The following is a 17,113-nucleotide window of genomic DNA, read 5'->3' on the forward strand; positions in this document are numbered from 1 at the left end:
CGGAAAAGGCTTGCGGTCGCGGGATGCGCCGCAAGATTGTCGAATGTCTGCCCGCGATTGTTGCCTGCGCAACGTTGCATCAATATGAAGGTGGACGAAGGAATTCGTAGTGCAACGCCGAACCTCTTGTTTCCTGCAACGGATCCTCCCAACGATGACGGCCACCCGGCCAGGCAAGCCCTACCGCGTCGAGATCGGAAACGGGCGAAGCCATGTGCTCACCGACGACACCCCCGCGCTCACGACCCGCTGCCGAGCTGCGTGCGCGCACGCGCGAGACCGGCGCCACGCGATTATTTCACCGACGCGGCTTCCGAGCCACCCGGCGACAGTGCCGCACTGTCCTGCTCGCGCCACGCGCGGCGCGACGCCATGATCGCCTTCACGGCCGAGCGCGCGACCTTCCACCACGCGAACGGCCGCGGATCGGCGAGCATGCTGAGCGCGCGTGCATAGTCGAGCGTGAGGCCGGGCGTCCAGGCCATCGTCACCGCACGCTTGCGGATCTGCGCGGCGACCCACAGCTCGGGCGTGAGCAGCAGCCGGATGAATGCGCCCCACCCGGCCCGCGTGCCCCTGAGCCGCCACACCGCGCCGTCGAGCGCTGCTTCGAGCGCGTTCGACACGGTGCTCGAGCAGTTGCGGTGCGTGAGGTTGTACGTGACGGTCTGCCGATACGACGACCAGAATGCGGCCAGCTTCGCCGGATCGTAATTGCGGATCCGCACGCGCACGGTGGACGGACACCACGCTTTCGACTCGGTCGCATAGTCGGGCTGAAACAGGCCCGGTACATCGTTCTCGCGCGTCGCACGCAGGATCCGGGTAAATTCATCCGGAGAACGATCGATCTCGACGGCCGGATAGAGGCTGATGTAGACGCCCTCGGGCGATTCCAGCGCCGCATGACCCGTGGAGATCACGCCGTTGACGTCCACCGCCGCGATGTAGCGGTCGATCACCGGATAGCGCTGGGCTTCGGCTTTCGACGTGCCGGTCGGCGTCCACACGTGCACGGTCAGCGCGTGCTCGTGGTCGGCCGGCGGGCCGTCCCATTCGGATTGCGTGAAGCGCGGGATGTCGGGCGCCGCGTCGATGTCCGGCACGATCGACGGCGCCGGCGACGTCACGAACGCGGGGTTGCGCGTCAGCCGCCGCACGCGCGCGGCAAGGCTCAGCATGTGCATCCCGCCGAACATCAGCAGCAGGCCGAGGCAGTACGGCACGGTGCCCACATAATGGGTCGGATACGGCTGATAGAAGAAGACCGCGAGCAGGATCTCGACGACGCCCCACGCGAATGCGACGTTCCAGCGCCGGTAACGCACCATCCACGCGGACGTGCACTGCAGCAGCCCGTCGACGAGGAACAGCGTGCCGAAGATCATCGACAACAGGAAGTGGCCGTGATGATGGCCCGCGAACACGAGCCCGGCGGCCACCACGACCGCGATGCCCTTCACGTAGCGCAGGATGCGCTGCCCGCCGACGCCGCTGCCGGCCACCGCGAGCGTCGCGAGCCCCTCGATCAGGAACAGCCACGCGAACAGTTCGATCGGAAAATGCAGCGCACCATCGAGCGCGTCGACGAAGATGCCGACGCCCGCGACGACCCACATCCAGCCCAGCACGGTCAGCCCGCGCCAGCGCGTTCGCAGATATTCGATGCCCAGCAGCAGCAAGACCAGTCGTACCATGGCGCCCTCGTATGTATTTTCGGGATACGCGCTGGCACGCATCTCCTGTCATGCCGACCGCCGCATCATGCCTCGACATGAACAACGGCAGCCGGCGCGCTCCGCTTTCGCCGAATAATAAGATATGGAGGAGCTGGTTGAAAGCCTGGCGAAAACAATTCCGGCGAGTCAGAACGCCCGACGTCACGCTCTTCGTGATCCAGGCACCCTTGGAATAACGGCCGATTCATCCATTTCGCAACGCGGCGCCAGCACGGCCCGCATCCCGAACGGAACACGAACATGCCCGCCTCACCGCTTCACACCTCGCCGCTCGGCCCGCAACTCAAGCGTTGGCGCACACTGCATCGCATGAAGCAGAGCCACGCGGCCGAGTTGTTCGGCGTCGCGCAATCGACGATTTCGCGTTGGGAAGCCGGCATCCAGCAGATGTCGCCCGACGAGCGCGCGATGGCCGAGCGGCTGCTTGCCGCGCGTCTCGATTCGGCCGGCGACCACGCGCTCGCGCGGCTGATCGCGAGCAGCACGGCGCGCATGCATCTCGTGTGCGATCTCACGCACCGTCTGCTCGCCTGCTCGCCGTCGCGCGCGGCCGAGTTTTCGCGGCCGCTGCCGATGCTGCTCGGTACATCGCTGTGGCGCTACGCGACGCCGGAAATCGTCCGCATGGAAGCCGCGCTCGACCCGCTCGGCTGGCACGATCGCGCGGGGCCGCCGAACGTCGAGTTCGCGACCGGCGCCAATGCGTCGCGCATCGTGCCGATCCGCGGCAGCACCTGCCGATGGACGCGGATGACGCTATCGGACGGCTCCGCCGCGCGGCTCGTCGAAACGCTGTAGCAAGCGCGACGCGCATATTTCATGCGTGGACGCATCGCGTCCGCGCGACGTACGCTTGAAGGCTCGATTCCAGCACTTCACTGCCATGAACCTCGACACGATCCACGCGCGGCTCGATTTCCTGCGCGAAGCCGAACGCCTGAAAAACGTGCTGCGCAGCGGCCATACGTCGACCGGGCGCGCCGAAAGCACGGCCGAACACAGCTGGCGGCTGTGCCTGATGGCGCTCGTGTTCGCCGATGCGCTGCCGGACGTCGACACGACAAAGCTGCTGAAGCTGTGCGTCGTCCACGATCTCGGCGAAGCGCTGCACGGCGACATCCCCGCGATCGAGCAGGCCGCGCATCCGGACAAGAGCACGCATGAACGCGACGACCTGCTGACGCTGACGGCCGGGCTCGATCGCGCGCTGCGCGACGAGATCGTCGCACTGTGGGACGAATACGAGGCGGCGGCCTCATCGGAAGCGCGCGCCGCGAAGGCACTCGACAAGCTCGAAACGATCCTCCAGCACAACCAAGGTAGCAATCCGCCGGATTTCGACTACGCGTTCAATCTCGGCTACGGCCGGCGCTACACCGACGCGGCGCCGCTGTTCGGCGCGATCCGCGCGATCGTCGACGCGGACACGCAACGCCGGATCGACGCTCGCGGCGACGGCACGTAAGCGCGCGGAACCGGCCGCGCGCGACACTGCGCGCATCATTCGCACACCGCCGCCCTGCGCCTTGCCGGCGCGAACGCCACCGCGCTCGCGGTCGCGAGCACGGCCACGCCGGCCGCGCCGTACACCATCACCCAGCCGAACCCGTGCACGAGCGCCGCGTGCAGCGCCGTGCCGGTCGGGTCGGCCTTTGCGAGCGCCGGCGCGATCGCCTGCAGCCCGTCGGTGCGGCCCGACGCGATCTGCTGCGCCAGCATGCGCAGCGTTCCCGCATCGACCGCCCCCGCGACGCCCGCCTTCAGGCTCGCGACGATCCCCGCGACCAGCACGAAGCCCATCGCCGCGATGTTCAGCGCGAGCGAGATCATCCGCGCGCTCATGTCGATGCCCGACGCCATCCCGGCCCGCGAACTCGGCACCGCGCCCGTCGTCGTGTTCGTGACGGGCGTATTGGTGAGCCCGAGCCCGATGCCGGCGATCACGCAGCCTGGCAGCATCGTGAGCCAGTTGGCAGGCTCGACGCCGCTGCCGATCCGCATCAGCGCGAACCCGGCCGCGATCGTGAACAGGCCGCCCGGAATCACGACACCGGGCCCGTAGCGCAGCGCGAGCCGCTCGCCGAATGGCGGCGCGACGAGCGTCGGCAGCGTGTACGCGAGCAGCGCGAGGCCGGCCGTCACGCTGTCGTAGCCGAGCGCGACCTGGAACCAGATCGGCAGGTAGATCATGAACGGCCAGAAGCTGAAGTTCATCCCCATCGAGCCGAAGATCGCGCCGGTGAACGCACGAATCCGGAACACGGAGAAGTCGAACATCGGCCGCGCGCTCGTACGCTCCGCGATGAAGAAGCCGGCCAGCGCGAGCACGGTCGCGCCGAGCACGCCGAGCCCGGCCGCACTCGTGAGCCCCAGCTCCGCGCTCTGCGTGATATAGAACGCGAGACCGAGCACGGCCAGCGACAGCGTGACGATGCCCGCGACGTCGAGCGTGCCCGCATGCGGATCGCGCGACTCCTGCACCGCGCCGCCGATCAGCAGGAGCGCGACGGCCGCGAGCGGCGCATGCACGAGGAACACCCACGGCCAGCTCGCCAGCGCGACGATCGCGCCGCCGACGATCGGCCCGAAGCCGAGACCGATCCCGAACACGATCCCCCAGATTCCGAACGCGCGACCGCGCTCGCGCCCTTCGCGGAACTGGTGCGACAGCACCGCGATCTGGCAGATCAGCATCGCGCCGCCGCTCGCGCCCTGCAGCAGCCGGCCCGCGACGAGCACCGGCACATTCGGCGCGAGCCCGCACAGCAACGACGTCGCGCCGAACAGCACGGTGCCGATCACGTACACGCGCTTGCGGCCGAACCGGTCGGCGAGCGTGCCGGCCGCCATCAGCACCGTCGTGCACGCGATCGTGTACGCGTTCATGATCCACTGCATGCCGTTGAAGTCGCCGTGCAGCACGTGTTCGAGCGTCGGCAGGATCACCGGCACGCTCGATATCTCGAGGCCGAACATCAGCGACGTGAGACAGACGGCCGCGAGCGCGACCGCATTCCTGCGGGAGTCGGATAGCGTCATGCGTATTGCGCGACGGCCCGCGACAGGCCGCGCGCCTCCAGATAAGAAAGATGCGCCGCGTGCGGCCGGCAACGCACGCTGAACGGGAATCGGTACTATAGTGAGAATTTCTCTCCCCATTGACGCGACCATTTCTCCAGACTGGGGAATCACAGGACGCAATCAACTCATCCTGCCATGACGGACAGACTCGACGGCGTCACGACCTTCGTCCAGGTCGTGGAATCCGGCAGCTTCGCGCTCGCCGCGGAACGGCTCGACATGACGCGCTCGGCGGTCGGCAAGGCGATCGCGCGGCTCGAGAAGCGGCTCGGCGCGCGGCTGCTGCAGCGCACAACCCGCAGCCAGAGCCTGACCGACGACGGCCAGGCGTACTACGACCGCTGCGTGCGCGCGCTGGCGGAGCTGGAAGCGGCCGAAGCCGATCTCGATAGCGGCCGCAACGAAGCGCGCGGCAAGCTGCGGCTGAGCGTGCCGCTCGCATTCGGGCATCACTGCGTGACGCCGATCGTGCTCGACCTCGCGCGCACCTATCCGCATCTGCGGATCGACGTGTCGATCACGGACCGGTTCGTCGATCTGGTCGAGGAAGGGATCGACCTCGCGGTGCGGATCGGCACGCTCGCGGACAGCACGAGCCTCGCGGTGCGGCGGCTCGGCACGCAATACGGCAGTCTCGGCGCGGCGCCGTCGTATCTCGCGCGCTACGGGATACCGCAATCGCTCGACGACCTCAGGCACCACCGGACGATCGCGTATTCACGTTCGGGCGTCGTGCAGCCGTGGGACCTGCGCGCGCCGGACGGCTCGACGGTGCGCATCGACATGCCGCACCAGCTCAGTTTCGACGACGTGCAGGCGATCGCGGCGGCAGGCGCCTCGGGGTTCGGAATCGCGTGGCTGCCGAGCTGGCTGCTCGATCATTACGTGAAGCGCGGCGAGATGGTCGTCGTGCTCGATCGCTGCTTCGTGTGCGAAGGCGACATCCACGCGATCTGGCCGAAAACGCGCTACCTGCCGCGCAAGACGCGCTGCGTGATCGACGCGCTCGTGCAGGCGGTGCCGCCGATGATCGAGCGCTGAGCGCGAAAGCGCGGAAAGAAAAACGGGTTGAAGCCGACGCGCCGCACGGGCGCGTCGGCACATCGCGTCACTTCACGCCGCGCCGAGATCGGCGAGCGGATGCGCGAACAGTTTCCACGGCGACGTCAGGAAATGCCGCACGCGCTCGGCACGCAGCTCGACGAGCGACGCCGGCGCCCAGCGCGGCTTGCGATCCTTGTCGACCAGATGCGCGCGCACGCCTTCGCAGAAGTCGCCCTCCTCGATCGCGCGCGCCACGATGCCGAGTTCCATCCGGAACGACTCGGCCAGCGTCATCTGACGGCCGCGCAGCAGCGCTTCGCGCGTCACGCACAGCATCGTCGGCGAATGGCCGGTGAGCGCGTCGAGCGTCGCCTGCAGCCATTGACGATGCTCGCGCGCCAGCTCGTCGCGTTCGAGATCCTGCTTCAGCGTCGCGACGATCCGTTCGACTGTCGAGCGCTTGTCGAAGTGACGAACGATCCACGCCATCTGGCTGTCGAGCGCTGAATGCGGCACGACGTTGCACGGCGGCTCGAACACCTTGCGCAGCGCCGGCAGCACGTCACCATCCCACTTGACGCTCTCGATGCGCGTCTCGAACGTATCGAGCCACGACGACGGCACGCACAGGTCCGCGAGCTTCGCGGTCAGCGCATCGGCGCCGGACAACATCGCGCCCGTCAACCCCACATACAGTTCGAGTTCGACCGGCATGCGCGACAGGAAATGCGTCGCGCCGACGTCGGGCACGAGGCCGATGCGCGTCTCCGGCATCGCGATCTTGCTGCGCTCGGTCGCGACGCGCAGCGCCGCGCCTTGCGCAAGGCCCATTCCGCCGCCCATCGTCACGCCGTCCATCAGCGCGACGATCGGCTTCGGGAACGTATGGATCGCGTAGTCGAGCCGGTATTCGTCGACGAAGAACGGCAGCCAGGTCTCGCGCTGCGCGACCATCCGGTGCAGCGCGCGCACGTCGCCGCCCGCGCAGAAGCCCTTCTCGCCCGCGCCGCGCAGCACGACCGCGACGATCTGGTCGTCGGTGCGGCAGCGTTCGAGACGCGCGGCCAGCTCGCCGATCATCGGATAGGACAACGCATTGAGCGCGGCCGGCCGGTTCAGCGTGATGAGCGCCACGCGGTTCACCACACGGAACAGCACCTCCGGTGCGGGCTCCACGAAACTGCCATGAGTCGTGACCGGCGTGCTCATCGTTGCGGCTCTCCATCGGTATGCCATTGCGGCGCGCGCTTGCCGAGAAACGCGGCCACGCCTTCGCGCGGATCGTTCGTGTCGAACAGGTCGACGAAGCGTTCGCGCTCGACCGCGAGCGCCGCGCTGCGCGGCACGGCGCGGCGCGCGAGGCCGATCAGTTCCTTGCTGTATGCAACCGCGTGCGGGCTCTGCCGCGCGACGTTGCGCGCGAGCGCCAGCGCCGCATCGCGCGCCGCGCCGCTTTCGACCACGTCCTCGACGAGGCCGATCCTGAGCGCCGTCGCCGCGTCGACGCGCGTGCCGGCCAGGATGATCTTCTTCGCCCAGCCTTCGCCGACGAGCCAGGGCAGCGTCTGCGTGCCGAGCCCGCACGGCAGCAGGCCGACCGACGGTTCGGGCAGAGCCATCTGCGCGTGTGTCTCGGCGATCCGCAGGTCGCACGCGAGCGCGCATTCGAGGCCGCCGCCCATCGCGTAGCCGTTGATCGCCGCGATCGTCACGACGCGCGCGTCATGCAACGCCTCGAACGCAGCGCCGAAGCGCGCGGCCATCGCGCGTGCGACCGCGCGGTCGCCGTCGGCGAACGTGTTGAGATCGGCGCCCGCGCTGAAGAACTTCGGGCCGTCGCCGGTGATCACCAACGCGCGCACGCGCGGGTTCGCGTTCAATTCGGCGACGGTGTCCTGCAGTTGCCGCAGCCCGTCGGCGGTAAAGGCGTTCGCGGGCGGACGCTTGAGCGTCGCGCACGCGATCGCGCCGTCGTCGACGTAGTCCAGTTCGATCATGAGGCGTCCTTCTTCGTGGCCGGTTGGTACAGGCGGATCACCGCCGAGAAATCGAGTTGCCCGTCGCCGCGGCTGCTCATCGTCTGGTAAAGCTGCTGCGCGAGCGCGCCGAGATAGACGGGCTGGCGCGCCTGCTTCGCGGCGTCGTTCGCAAGGCCGAGATCCTTCAGCATCAGGTCGGTGCCGAAGCCGCCGCTGTAGCCGCGCGACGACGGCGCGGTGTCGATCACGCCCGGATACGGGTTGTAGGTGTCCGAACTCCAGCAGCGGCCCGTCGACGTGTTGACGATGCCGGCCAGCACCTTCGGATCGATGCCGAGCGCGACGCCGAGCGACATCGCCTCCGACACGGCCGCCATCGAGATGCCGAGCACGAGGTTGTTGCAGACCTTCGCGACCTGCCCCATGCCCGTCGCGCCGCAATGGACGATGTTCTTGCCCATGCCGGCGAGCACGGGCTTCACGCGCTCGAAATCGGCGTCGCTGCCGCCGACCATGAAGGTCAGGGTGCCGGCCGCCGCGCCGCCGGTGCCGCCCGACACGGGCGCATCGACGAACGCGCCGCCGTGCTCGCGCACGAGCGCGCCGAACGCCTGCGCGCTCGCCGGGTCGATCGTGCTCGAATCGATCACGGTCGCGCCGGCGCCGAGGCCGGCCAGCACGCCGTTCTCGCCGGCGAGCACCGAGCGCACGTGCGGCGCGGCCGGTAGCATCGTGATCACGAACGCCGCGCCCGATGCCGCATCGCGCGGCGACGCGGCCACCTGCGCGCCGGCGTCCTGCAGCGCGCGCAATGCGTCGGCGCTCAGGTCAAACGCGTGCACTTCATGGCCGGCCTTCAGGAGGTTCAGCGCCATCGGCGCACCCATGTGACCCAGTCCGATAAATCCGATCTTCATGTTCGTGTCCTCCCCGGCTCAATGCAGCCGGATCGTCGTGTTCACGGGGCCGGCCGTCGTGTCGTCGTCGAACCAGCGCGCGGTGACCGTCTTGGTCTGCGTGTAGAACTGCACGACCTGCTTGCCGTATGGGCCGAGATCGCCGAGCTTCGAGCCGCGCGAGCCGGTGAAGCTGAAGAACGGCACGGGCACCGGAATCGGAATGTTGATGCCGACCTGGCCAACGTCGATCTCGCTCTGGAACTTGCGCGCGGCCGCGCCGCTCTGCGTGAAGATGCCCACGCCGTTGCCCATCGGGTTGGCATTGACGAGCGCGATCGCGTCGTCGAGCGTGTCGACTTCCATCACGACCAGCACCGGCCCGAAGATTTCATGCGTGTAGACCGTCATGTCGGTCTTCACGCCGGAGAAGATCGTCGGCCCGATGAAGTTGCCTTCCTCGAAGCCGGCGACCTTCACGTCGCGGCCGTCGAGTTCGAGCTTCGCGCCTTCCTTGATGCCCGTGTCGATCAGCGACAGGATGCGCGCCTTCGCGCCGCGCGACACCACCGGGCCGACGTCGGTGCCCGCTTCCGAGCCCGCGTTGACCTTCAGCAGCTTCGCCTTCGCGACGATGTCCGGCAGCCAGTCGCGCGCGTTGCCGACGAGCACGGCGACGGAGGTCGCCATGCAGCGCTGGCCGGCCGCGCCGAAGCCGGCGCCGACCAGTGCATTGATCGCCTGCTCGCGATTCGCGTCGGGCAGCAGGATCGCGTGGTTCTTCGCGCCCATCATCGACTGCACGCGCTTGCCGTGCTGGCTGCCGAGGTTGTACACGTGCGTACCGACGGCCGTCGAGCCGACGAACGAGATCGCCTTCACGAGCGGATGCGTGCAGATCGCGTCGACCACTTCCTTGCCGCCGTGCACGACGTTCAGCACGCCCTTCGGCACGCCGGCCTCGATCGCGAGTTCGACGAGCTCCATCGTCGACATCGGATCCTGCTCCGATGGCTTCAGCACGAACGTGTTGCCGCACACGATCGCCATCGGGAACATCCACAGCGGAATCATCGCGGGGAAGTTGAACGGCGTGATGCCGGCGCACACGCCGAGCGGCTGGCGCAGCGTGTAGGTGTCCACACCGCCCGCGACGTTCTCCGCGAATTCGCCGAGCTGCAGCGTGCCGACCGAGCACGCGTGCTCGACCACTTCGAGGCCGCGGAAGATGTCGCCTTCGGCGTCGGGCAGCGTCTTGCCCTGCTCGGCCGTCAGCGTCTTCGCGATGCGCTGCAGGTTCGCGCGCACGAGATCCTGGAACTTCAGCATGATGCGCATGCGCGCGGAAATCGGCGTGTTCTTCCACGTCGCATACGCGGCGTGCGCAGCCTGCACGGCCGCGTCGACTTCCGCGACGGTCGCGAACGGCACGCGCGCGAGGACCTGCTGCGTCGCCGGATTGACGATGTCGCGCCACTCGCTCGTGGTGGACTCGACGAAGGCGCCGTCGATCAGCAGCTTGACCGTCGGCACGTCTTGCCCCGTGCGGGGCGTCGGATTCGCGTTCATCGATGCACTCTCCTTGCAGTGGGCCGTGTAGCGTCATGCCACGCGCGGCCGGTTCAATCGGTGTTGCGGGCGACGGCCGCGACATGCGGCGCGCATGGCCCGCGACAGGTCATTTCAGTTCCGCGGCGAAATCTTCTTCCCAGTATTCGCCGGGCATCCGCGTGGCCGCATCGTCGCCGCGCTCGATCTCGCGGCGGCGCAGCTCGACGCGGCGAATCTTCCCGGAGATGGTCTTCGGCAGCTCCGCGAACTGCAGGCGGCGGATGCGCTTGTACGGCGCGAGCTTCTCGCGCGAGAAGCGGAAAATCTCCAGCGCCAGCGCGGGGCTTTCCTCGTAGCCCTGGCGCAGCGTGATGAAGGTTTTCGGCACCGACAGCCGCACCGGGTCCGGGCTCGGCACGACGGCCGCTTCCGCGATCGCCGGATGCTCGATCAGCACGCTTTCCAGTTCGAACGGGCTCAGCCGGTAGTCGGACGACTTGAACACGTCGTCCGCGCGGCCGATGTAGACGTAGTAGCCGTCGTCGCCGCGCATCGCGATGTCCGACGTGCGGTAATGGCCATCGCGCATCGCGTGGGCCGTCGCGTCGGGATTGTTCGCATAGCCCGTCATCAGCCCGACCGGACGCATCACGCCCGCACCGATCGGCAGCGCGACCTCGCCTTCGCTGACGGGCGCGCCGTCCGGGTCGAGCAGCGCGATCCGGTAGCCGGGCAGCGGGCGGCCCATCGAACCGGCGACGACCGGCTGACCCGGCGTGTTGCCGATCAGGCAGGTCGTCTCGGTCTGGCCGTAGCCGTCGCGAATCGTGATGCCCCACGCCTTCTTCACGCGCTCGATGATCTCGGGATTCAGCGGCTCGCCCGCGCCGACGATCTCGCGCAGCTTCACGTCGAACGACGCGAGCGGCTGCTGCACGAGCATGCGCCACACGGTCGGCGGCGCGCATAGCGTGGTCACCTGGTATTTGACGAGCGCGTCGAGCACCACCTTCGGCTCGAAGCGCGCGTAGTTGAACGCGAACACGCACGCCTGCGCATTCCACGGCGCGAAGAAGCAGCTCCACGCATGCTTCGCCCAGCCCGGCGAGCTGATGTTCCAGTGAATGTCGCCCGGCTGCAGGCCGACCCAGTACATCGTCGACAGGTGCCCGACGGGATAGGTGCGGTGCGTATGCTCGACGAGCTTCGGCTTCGACGTCGTGCCCGACGTGAAGTACAGCAGCATCGGATCGTTCGCATGCGTGACGGCGTCCGGCTCGAATGCGACGCTCGCCGCGTAGCCGTCGTTCATCGCGAGCCAGCCCGCGCGCGGCGCGCCGGCGACGATTTTCTGCGTGAGGCCGAGATCGGCCTGTTCGAATTTCGCGGCTTCGCTCTCGTCGACGATCGCGTATTTCGCGCCGCCGATCTGCACGCGATCGCGCACGTCGTCGGCCGACAGCTGCGTGGTCGCGGGCAGCACGATCGCGCCGAGCTTCATCGCGGCGAGCATCGCGTCCCACAGCTCGACACGGTTCGGCAGCATCAGCAGGATCCGGTCGCCGCGCACGACGCCGATGCCACGCAGCCAGTTCGCGATCCGCGACGAGCGCTCGGACATCTGCGCGAACGAATACGGGTCGCCCGTGCCGGTTGCCGCGTCGACGATCCACAGCGCGGGCTTGTCGTTGCCGCGCGCCATCGGATCGAAGTAGTCGAGCGCCCAGTTGAATGCATCGAGCACCGGCCATTCGAAATCGCGATACGCGGTTTCGTAGTCGGTGCGATGACGCAGCAGAAAGTCGCGTGCGTCCAGGAATGCCTGTACCGTCATCGTGTCGTCTCCGTCTCGAGTCTCCATGCCCAGCGGTCAACCGGGCACGCGCTGCGCGCATGCCCGGTTCCGTGTCGCACGGCGCACGGTCACGTCGTTGCGTGCCGCGTTTGCCGCGCTGCCTTCGTGCCTTGCCTGCCTGACTTATTTGTTTGCGTGATTGCCGGTGCGGCGCGCGTCGCGATTCAGGACTCAAAGCTGTCGCGCGATCACCATCCGCTGCACTTCGCTGGTGCCCTCGTAAATCTGCGTGATGCGCGCGTCGCGATAGTGACGCTCGACTTCGTAATCTGCGAGATAGCCGTAACCGCCGTGAATCTGGATCGCATCCGAGCACACGCGCTCGGCCATCTCGGACGCGAACAACTTCGCCTGCGATGCCTCGGACAGGCACGGCAGCCCGGCCGTGCGCAGCTTCGCCGCGTGATGCACGAGCAGGCGCGCCGCGTTGATCTGCGTGGCCATGTCGGCGAGCTTCTGCTGGATCGCCTGATGCTCGGCGATCGGCTTGCCGAACTGCACGCGCTCGCCCGCATAGCGGCGCGCCTTGTCGAACGCGGCGCGCGCGATGCCGAGCGCCTGCGCAGCAATGCCGATGCGCCCGCCTTCCAGGTTCGACAGCGCGATCTTCAATCCTTCGCCGCGATTGCCGAGCAGGTTTTCTTCCGGAATCGCGCAGTTCTCGAACGTGATCGGGCACGTGTCGGACGCGCGGATGCCCATCTTCTTTTCCGGCTTGCCGACGATGAAGCCGGGCGTGTCGGTCGGCACCAGGAACGCGGAAATGCCGCGCTTGCCGGCTTCCGGGTCGGTCATGGCAAAAACGATCGCGACCCCGGCACGCTGGCCGTTGGTCACGAACTGCTTCGCGCCGTTCAGCACCCACTTGCCGTCGCGCAGTTCCGCCCGCGTGCGCAGGTTGTGCGCCTCGGAGCCGGCCTGCGGCTCGGTCAGGCAGAACGCGCCGATGATGCGGCCCGCCGCCATCTCGGCCAGCCAGCGATCCTTCTGCGCGGGCGTGCCGAAGCCGAGGATCGGCCCGCAGCCGACGGAGTTGTGCACGCTCATCATCGTCGCGCATGCGGCGTCGCCGGCGGCGATTTCCTCCATCGCCAGCGCGTAGGCGACGTAATCCGTATACGCGCCGCCCAGCTCCTGCGGCACGATCATCCCGAGCAGGCCGAGTTCGCCGAGCTGCGCGACGACGGCGTCGGGCAGGTGCGCGTCGTGGTCCCACTGCGCGGCGTTCGGTGCCAGCACCTCGGTGGCAAAAGCGCGCGCGGCGTCGCGGATCATCCGCTGGTCTTCGGTGTAAAGCTCGTCCATGGCGCTGCTGTCTCCCGCGGCCGCGTGCCGCGACCGACCTTTCGTTTCGATGCAACAAGTGTAGGCAAGCGCGCGCGACTGTTCGATGCTCGCGGCGCTCATTTACACTGAGCGTTTTTGCCATACCGGCGGCTTCGATGAAGCAGGAAGACAAGGGAACCGTTGCGATCAGCCTCGTCGCCTACAGCGTGGCGCTCGCCACCCGGCGCGGCGTCGCGGCCGAGCCGCTGCTCGCGCAGGCCGGCATCCCGCCGGCGCTGCTCGCGCAGCCGCGTGCACGGGTGTCCGCGCAGCAATACGGCGCGCTGTGGAACGCCATTGCGCGCGCGCTCGACGACGAGTTTTTCGGGCAGGATCGCCATCCGATGCGCAGCGGCAGCTTCATCGCGATGAGCCAGGCGGCGCTGTCCGCGCAGGACGGGCTGCACGCGATGGCGCGCGCGGTGAATTTCATGCACTGCGTACTCGACGACCTGCACGCGGAGCTCGACGCCAACCCGCAGCGCGTACGGCTGCGTTTCGTGCACCGCAACAGCACCGCGACGCCCGCGATGTTCACGTACGCGACCTATTTCATCATCGTGTACGGACTGACCTGCTGGCTGATCGGGCGGCGCATCCCGCTGCTGCACGCGAGCTTCCGCTGCGACACGCCGCCGGCCGACCACGAATACCCGTCGATGCTGTGCGACGACATGCGGTTCAACCAGCCCGATTCGTATGTCGATTTCGATCCCGAATTCGCGACGCTGCCGGTCGTGCAGAACGCCAGGACGCTGAAAACGTTTCTGCGCAACGCGCCGGCCAGCTTCATCGTCAAGTACCGCAACCCGAACGCGCTCGCGCAACGCGTGCGCACCGTGCTGCGCGGCATGCCGCCCGCCGCGTGGCCCGGCGCAGACGGGATGGCCGCGCGGCTGCACGTGGCCGAGGCGACGCTGCGCCGCAAGCTGCACCAGGAAGGCCATGCGTACCAGGCGATCAAGGACACGCTGCGGCGCGACCTCGCGTTCGAGGCGCTGGCCGATCCGTCGCGGACCATCGCCGACGTCGCGGCGGCCACCGGTTTCGCGGAACCGAGCGCGTTCTACCGCGCGTTTCGCAAATGGAGCGGGCGCAGCCCGGCCGAATATCGGGAAGAAGCGCTCGCGCGCGGCGGCGGCGCCGGCTGATTCCGCGGCCTGCCGCGTCGCCTTCGCGCTTTCCGCCGAAACCGCCTAATCTTCAAATATCGGGCCAACGCCCTTTCCGCGAGCCGGACGGCGTGCGGCCGCGCGCCGCCCGGACGCCCCGATGCGCATTCACCGTCATGGGCCGCCGCCGGCATCTGCATCGCCCGGCGCCCGCCCCCGTCACCCGCTGTCCGCGCGGGTCGCGCGCGCCGCGCTGTTCGCGGCGCTGCTCGTCGTGTGCGCGGCCGTTGCCGCCCCGCCTCCCGCCGCCGTACCCGCGGCCGCGCCGCCGGTGTTCGTGATTCCGGTCAACGGCGCGATCGGGCCGGCCAGTGCCGACTTCATCGTCCGCTCGCTCGACCGCGCGGCGCGCGAGCACGCGCCGCTCGCGATCCTGCAACTCGATACGCCGGGCGGCCTCGACACGTCGATGCGGCAGATCATCAAGGCGATCCTCGGCTCGCCGGTGCCGGTCGCCGCGTTCGTCGCGCCGGGCGGCGCACGGGCCGCGAGCGCGGGCACCTATATCGTCTACGCGAGCCACATCGCCGCGATGGCGCCCGGCACCAATCTCGGCGCGGCGTCGCCGGTGCAGTTCGGCATCGGCGGTGGCGCGCCGGGCGCGCCAGGGACGCCGGGCGCGCCCCGATCGTCGCCGTCCGGCGCATCGGGTGCGGCCGGTGCATCGGCCGCATCTGCAACGCCGGCCGAGTTACCGAACGATACGCAGTCGACCGAGATCCGCAAGGCGACCCAGGACGCCGCCGCGTACATCCGCGGCCTCGCGCAGTTGCGCGGACGCAATGCCGGATGGGCCGAGCGCGCGGTGCGCGAGGCCTTGAGCCTGTCGGCGACCGAGGCGCGCGCGCAGCATGTCGTCGATCTGATCGCGCAGGACCCGGCCGACCTCGCGCGCCAGCTTGACGGCCGCACCGTGACGACGACCGCCGGCACGGTGCACGTCGCGACCGCGCATGCGCCGCTCGTCGTGCTCGCGCCCGACTGGCGCAGCCGCTTCCTGTCGATCATCGCCGATCCGAACGTCGCGCTGATCCTGCTGACGATCGGCATCTACGGTCTGTTCTTCGAATTCGCGAATCCCGGCTTCGTGCTGCCGGGCGTCGCCGGCACCATCTGCCTGCTGATCGGGCTGTTCGCGATGCAATTGCTGCCGATCAGCTATGCGGGCCTCGGGCTCGTGCTGCTCGGTCTCGGCTGCCTCGTCGCCGAGGCGTTCCTGCCGACCTTCGGCGTGCTCGGGTTCGGCGGAATCGTGTCGTTCACGATCGGCGCATTGATGCTGATCGATACCGACGTGCCCGGCTACGGCATTCCGTGGCAGGTGATCGCGGGCCTCGCGGTCGGCGGCGGGCTGCTTGTCGCCGGCGTATCGAGCGTCGCGCTGCGCGCGCGGCGGCGGCCGGTCGTGACGGGCGCCGAGGCGATAGTCGGCAGCATCGGCGAAGTGCTCGACGACGGCCTGCGCGCCGACCAGCCGCAGGACGCGGCCGGCCCCGCCCCGTCTGCGGCGGGCTGGGCGCGCGTGCACGGCGAGCGCTGGCGCGTCGCGAGCAGCACGCCGCTGGCCGCCGGCTGCCGCGTGCGCGTCACCGGCCGCCACGGGCTGACGCTCACCGTCGCGCCGCTCTACGACGTGCCGGCACACGAACAACAACACCAGGGAGCACCGTCATGATGGGCTACACGTTCGGCTTCAGCGGCGTCCTGATCGTCTTCGTCGTGGTGCTGGTCGCATCGTCGATCCGCATCTTCCGCGAGTACGAACGCGGCGTCGTGTTCATGCTCGGCCGGTTCTGGAAGGTGAAGGGGCCGGGGCTCGTGCTGATCATCCCGATCGTCCAGCAGGTCGTGCGGATCGACCTGCGCACCGTCGTGTTCGACGTGCCCCCGCAGGACGTGATCACGCGCGACAACGTGTCGGTGAAGGTCAATGCGGTCGTGTATTTCCGCGTCGTCGATCCGGAAAAGGCCGTGATCCAGGTTGCGCGTTTCTTCGAGGCGACGAGCCAGCTCTCGCAGACGACGCTGCGCGCGGTGCTCGGCAAGCACGAACTCGACGCGTTGCTCGCCGAGCGCGAGCAGTTGAACGCCGACATCCAGAAGACGCTGGATGCGCAGACCGATGCGTGGGGAATCAAGGTGTCGACGGTCGAGATCAAGCACGTGGACCTGAACGAAACGATGATCCGGGCGATCGCGCGGCAGGCCGAGGCCGAACGCGAACGGCGCGCGAAGGTGATTCACGCGGAAGGCGAATTGCAGGCGTCGGAGAAGCTGCTGCAGGCGGCGCAGCGGCTTGCGCAGCAGCCGCAGGCGATGCAGCTGCGCTATCTGCAGACGCTGACGACGATCGCGGCGGACAAGAATTCGACGATCGTTTTTCCGCTGCCGGTGGATCTGCTGAGCGCGTTGCTGGATCGGTTGGGGCCGCCGCGCGAGCGGTGAGACGCGCGCGGGCGCCGGGCTGCGG

At 68.5% G+C, this 17,113-nt stretch carries 14 protein-coding genes; 6 read left to right on the top strand and 8 right to left on the bottom strand.

Translation table 11 applies throughout. The features are described from left to right. Window positions 1-293: 293 nt before the first annotated feature. Window positions 294-1,697, bottom strand: a complete 1,404-nt coding sequence (locus WS87_RS25875) for an HdeD family acid-resistance protein (protein WP_059819474.1) — start codon at window positions 1,695-1,697, stop codon at window positions 294-296. A 282-nt stretch (window positions 1,698-1,979) separates the two neighbouring features. Here WS87_RS25875 and WS87_RS25880 point away from each other — a divergent pair, with 282 nt between their 5' ends. Then, window positions 1,980-2,537, top strand: a complete 558-nt coding sequence (locus WS87_RS25880; protein WP_059819475.1) for a helix-turn-helix domain-containing protein — start codon at window positions 1,980-1,982, stop codon at window positions 2,535-2,537. 85 nt (window positions 2,538-2,622) lie between these two features. After that, the gene (locus WS87_RS25885) at window positions 2,623-3,204 is read left to right on the top strand and encodes an HD domain-containing protein (protein WP_059819476.1); all 582 of its coding nucleotides are present in this window, start codon (window positions 2,623-2,625) and stop codon (window positions 3,202-3,204) included. Between the two features lie 35 nt (window positions 3,205-3,239). On the opposite strand, the gene WS87_RS25890 is transcribed toward WS87_RS25885, so the two are convergent. Then, window positions 3,240-4,778: an MFS transporter gene (locus WS87_RS25890; protein WP_059819477.1), complete on the bottom strand. Its 1,539-nt coding sequence runs from the start codon at window positions 4,776-4,778 to the stop codon at window positions 3,240-3,242. Between the two features lie 177 nt (window positions 4,779-4,955). On the opposite strand from WS87_RS25890, the gene WS87_RS25895 reads away from it, so the two are divergent. Further along, window positions 4,956-5,861, top strand: a complete 906-nt coding sequence (locus tag WS87_RS25895; RefSeq protein WP_059819478.1) for a LysR family transcriptional regulator — start codon at window positions 4,956-4,958, stop codon at window positions 5,859-5,861. Window positions 5,862-5,933: 72 nt separating this feature from the next. On the opposite strand, the gene WS87_RS25900 is transcribed toward WS87_RS25895, so the two are convergent. The 6 genes from WS87_RS25900 to WS87_RS25925 form a co-directional block, all read right to left on the bottom strand. Then, the gene (locus tag WS87_RS25900) at window positions 5,934-7,073 is read right to left on the bottom strand and encodes an enoyl-CoA hydratase/isomerase family protein (protein WP_059699172.1); all 1,140 of its coding nucleotides are present in this window, start codon (window positions 7,071-7,073) and stop codon (window positions 5,934-5,936) included. Beyond that, window positions 7,070-7,861 (bottom strand): enoyl-CoA hydratase, encoded by a 792-nt coding sequence (locus WS87_RS25905; RefSeq protein ID WP_059819479.1) that lies wholly within the window; start codon window positions 7,859-7,861, stop codon window positions 7,070-7,072. The genes WS87_RS25900 and WS87_RS25905 overlap by 4 nt, the downstream gene beginning before the upstream one ends. Beyond that, complete coding sequence (gene mmsB, locus WS87_RS25910) at window positions 7,858-8,760, bottom strand: 3-hydroxyisobutyrate dehydrogenase (protein WP_059527008.1); 903 nt, start codon at window positions 8,758-8,760, stop codon at window positions 7,858-7,860. Before mmsB ends, WS87_RS25905 begins: the two co-directional genes overlap by 4 nt. A gap of 18 nt (window positions 8,761-8,778) precedes the next feature. Continuing rightward, on the bottom strand, window positions 8,779-10,308 hold the full coding sequence (locus WS87_RS25915) for a CoA-acylating methylmalonate-semialdehyde dehydrogenase (protein WP_059699282.1): 1,530 nt from the start codon (window positions 10,306-10,308) through the stop codon (window positions 8,779-8,781). A 109-nt stretch (window positions 10,309-10,417) separates the two neighbouring features. Continuing rightward, a complete protein-coding gene (locus WS87_RS25920; RefSeq protein WP_059819480.1) occupies window positions 10,418-12,124 on the bottom strand; it encodes an AMP-binding protein in 1,707 nt (568 codons plus the stop codon). A gap of 192 nt (window positions 12,125-12,316) precedes the next feature. Then, entirely contained in the window at window positions 12,317-13,450 is a 1,134-nt protein-coding gene (locus WS87_RS25925; protein ID WP_059527243.1) for an acyl-CoA dehydrogenase family protein, read from the bottom strand. A gap of 137 nt (window positions 13,451-13,587) precedes the next feature. Here WS87_RS25925 and WS87_RS25930 point away from each other — a divergent pair, with 137 nt between their 5' ends. The 3 genes from WS87_RS25930 (at window position 13,588) to WS87_RS25940 (ending at window position 17,088) form a co-directional block, all read left to right on the top strand. Next, window positions 13,588-14,622 (top strand): AraC family transcriptional regulator, encoded by a 1,035-nt coding sequence (locus tag WS87_RS25930; RefSeq protein WP_059819481.1) that lies wholly within the window; start codon window positions 13,588-13,590, stop codon window positions 14,620-14,622. Between the two features lie 121 nt (window positions 14,623-14,743). Continuing rightward, on the top strand, window positions 14,744-16,318 hold the full coding sequence (locus WS87_RS25935; RefSeq protein WP_059819482.1) for an NfeD family protein: 1,575 nt from the start codon (window positions 14,744-14,746) through the stop codon (window positions 16,316-16,318). Then, window positions 16,315-17,088, top strand: a complete 774-nt coding sequence (locus WS87_RS25940; protein ID WP_059819483.1) for a slipin family protein — start codon at window positions 16,315-16,317, stop codon at window positions 17,086-17,088. Before WS87_RS25935 ends, WS87_RS25940 begins: the two co-directional genes overlap by 4 nt. Window positions 17,089-17,113: the final 25 nt, after the last annotated feature.

The sequence above is a fragment of the Burkholderia sp. MSMB0856 genome (genome assembly GCF_001524645.2).
Lineage (GTDB): Bacteria > Pseudomonadota > Gammaproteobacteria > Burkholderiales > Burkholderiaceae > Burkholderia > Burkholderia diffusa.